The 264-nt window shown below is 63.6% G+C and carries 1 pseudogene; it reads left to right on the forward strand.

The features are described 5' to 3' along the window. Positions 1-264, forward strand: a pseudogene (locus tag SB725_RS31845) (dihydrolipoyl dehydrogenase); the annotation flags it as partial.

Raw genomic sequence — 264 nt, forward strand, 5'->3', positions numbered from 1 at the left:
GGCTGCATTCCGTCCAAGGCATTGATCCATGTCGCCGAGCAGTTTCACCAGACCTCGCGGTACACCGCGCCGTCGGCACTGGGCATCAGTGTCAGCGCGCCGCGCCTGGACATCACCCAGAGCGTGGCCTGGAAAGACGGTATCGTCGACCGCCTGACCAGTGGGGTTGCGGCCTTGCTGAAAAAGCACGGGGTCAAGGTGATCCACGGCTGGGCGAAGATCCTCGACGGCAAGCATGTCGACGTCGATGGCCAGCGCATCCAG

The organism is Pseudomonas sp. SIMBA_041 (assembly GCF_046535095.1).
In the GTDB taxonomy this organism is placed as follows: Bacteria; Pseudomonadota; Gammaproteobacteria; order Pseudomonadales; family Pseudomonadaceae; genus Aquipseudomonas; species Aquipseudomonas mucoides.